The sequence below is a fragment of the Polaromonas sp. genome (genome assembly GCF_029945685.1).
GTDB lineage: Bacteria > Pseudomonadota > Gammaproteobacteria > Burkholderiales > Burkholderiaceae_C > Polaromonas.
Genome location: NZ_JAQSDA010000023.1, coordinates 1 through 2252, shown reverse-complemented (window position 1 = coordinate 2252; position 2252 = coordinate 1). Strand labels below are relative to the sequence as shown.

3 protein-coding genes are annotated in these 2252 nt (G+C 63.4%); all 3 read right to left on the bottom strand.

All coding sequences use genetic code 11. The features are described 5' to 3' along the window. Window positions 1–1337 (bottom strand): IS66 family transposase (locus PSV26_RS15280; RefSeq protein ID WP_300571931.1); only part of this gene is annotated, 1337 nt, incomplete at its 3' end. A gap of 51 nt (window positions 1338–1388) precedes the next feature. Further along, window positions 1389–1736, bottom strand: coding sequence for an IS66 family insertion sequence element accessory protein TnpB (gene tnpB / locus PSV26_RS15275; RefSeq protein ID WP_006957496.1), 348 nt, complete (start codon window positions 1734–1736; stop codon window positions 1389–1391). Continuing rightward, window positions 1733–2116 (bottom strand): transposase, encoded by a 384-nt coding sequence (locus tag PSV26_RS15270; RefSeq protein WP_300571926.1) that lies wholly within the window; start codon window positions 2114–2116, stop codon window positions 1733–1735. The genes tnpB and PSV26_RS15270 overlap by 4 nt, the downstream gene beginning before the upstream one ends. Window positions 2117–2252: the final 136 nt, after the last annotated feature.

The following is a 2252-nucleotide window of genomic DNA, read 5'->3' as shown; positions in this document are numbered from 1 at the left end:
GCCACGCAGCGCATGGCGCGCTCCGCAATGTTGTTATCAATCTCCAGTCGGCCATCGTCGAGGAAGCGCGTCAGCGCGACCCAGCGCTTGCGGCCATAGGCGATGGCCTTGGCCATCTCCGACTTGGGCGAAAGACGGCGCAGCGCATCGTCGAGCGCCTCGTGCAGTTCGTCGATCAATGGCTTGGTGCGGTCCTGTCGGCGTCGTCGTCGGATATCAGGCTGATGGCCGCGAACCTCTGCTTCGATCTCATAGAGTTGGCCGATGCGTTCCAGCAGATCAGTGGTGAGCGGTGTCGGCTTGGTCGCGTGGATGTCGAATATCTTGCGCCGGAAATGCGCCCAGCAGGCGACCTCGGTGACGCGGTTGGTGTCGTAGAGCTTGTCGTATCCGGCATAGCCGTCCGCCTGAAGATAGCCGGTGAAACTGGCCAGCTGCCGTTGGGGATGCGCGCCGGTGCGGTCGGTGGTGAACTCATACCAGACCAGTGGCGGCGAAGTCGCACCAGAGCCGCGATCATCGACGGCGTAGGCCCAGAGCCTGCCGGTTGCCGTCTTGCCAAGTCCCGGATCGAGCATGGGGACCGGCGTATCGTCGGTGTGGATCTTTGAAGCGGTCAGTCCGACCTCACGGATACGGCTGATGATCGGATCGAGCAGCACGGATGCCTGGCCGACCCAGCCTGCCAGCGTCGAGCGGTCGATCTCGATGCCCTGCGCGGCCATGATCTCGGCCTGGCGGTATAACGGAAGGTGATGGTCGAACTTAGAGACGACGACATGGGCCAGGGTGCTGAAGGTCGCCTTGCCCCGCGCTATCGCCTTTACCGGCGCGGGCGCCTGCACGATCTTCTCGCAGGACCGGCAGCTATACTTGGGGCGGATGGTTCGAATGACGCGCCACTGCACCGGCACGGCATCGAGCATCTCGTCGCTATCCTGCCCCAGCGGCCGCAGCGCGCCGCCGCAGTCGGGACAGGTGCAGTTACCCTGATCGGGCTCGATCCGCTGCTCCTCGCGCGGTAGATGAGCTGGCAGCGTCCGAACCGGTGATGGCCGATCGACGGCTACCGGATCGCCTCTACCCGCGGCGGCGACGATGGCCTCGCCTTCAAGTTCTTCGAGCGCCAGCTCAAGCTGAGCGATCTGGGTATCGAGCTTCTCGGACGACTTGCCGAACTGCATCCGCTTGAGGCGCGCAATCTGCACGCGCAGCGTATCGATCAGGATGTCGCGGGCGGAAATATCGGCGTGGGCAGCCGCCAATGCAGCTTCAAGCTCGGCGATCCGAGCGTCTTTATCAGGGGTGGAAATGCCTGCGTCCGACACCGCAATCATATAGCAGATCGATCGTCGAAACGCTAATAAAAGCACCAGAAAATGGGCGTTTTACCCCGCCAATGAAGGGGTGAAAGTGCGTTCAGGTCGCCGCCAGTCGATGCCTTCCAAGAGCATCGAAAGCTGGGCTGCGGTCATCACCACCGACCCCGTCTTGGTCGACGGCCACACGAAGCGCCCCCGGTCCATCCGCTTGGAAAACAGGCACATGCCCTGGCCGTCGTACCAAAGCAGCTTCACCAGATCGCCGCGCTTGCCCCGGAAGGCAAACAGCGCACCGGAATGGGGGCTCTGCTCCAGAACCTGCTGCGTCATCACCGCCAGGCCGTCGAAACCCTTACGCATGTCCGTCGCGCCGCAAGCCAGGAATATCCGCGTCGATGGCGGCAGCGGGATCATCGCGTTAAGATACCGATCACCCGTGACAGGGCATCGGCATCGACCGTGGCATCCACGCTTACCCTGATACCCGACGGCAGCTCGATGCCAATCACGCCGCCGCTGCTCGCTGCAACCGTCGGGGCAGGCAAGGCTGGCTGCTCGCTGATCTGCACCTCCGCAAATGCCGGCTCGGCCAACTTGCGAACCCCGGCAAGCTCACCGGACATCGCCTGGCGCCGCCAAGTGTAGATCGAGCCGCTGCCGACATCATGGCGTTCACAGGCCGTGCGCACGCAGCCCTCCTGGCCGAATGCATCCTGCAGCACGGCTAGCTTCTGCTCTACCGTCCACCGCCGCCGACCTGACACACGGCTAACGATCTCTATCCGACTACTCATACGACCGCTCGTATGAGTAGTCGCTGCACCACCCCCTGAATCCTCAATCTCGTCCGACATCGGCCACCCCGCTCAAAGAGCGGCAATCATCCCCCCGAATGGGCGCCGCGCAAGGCGGCCGTCAGACCTCGCTTAC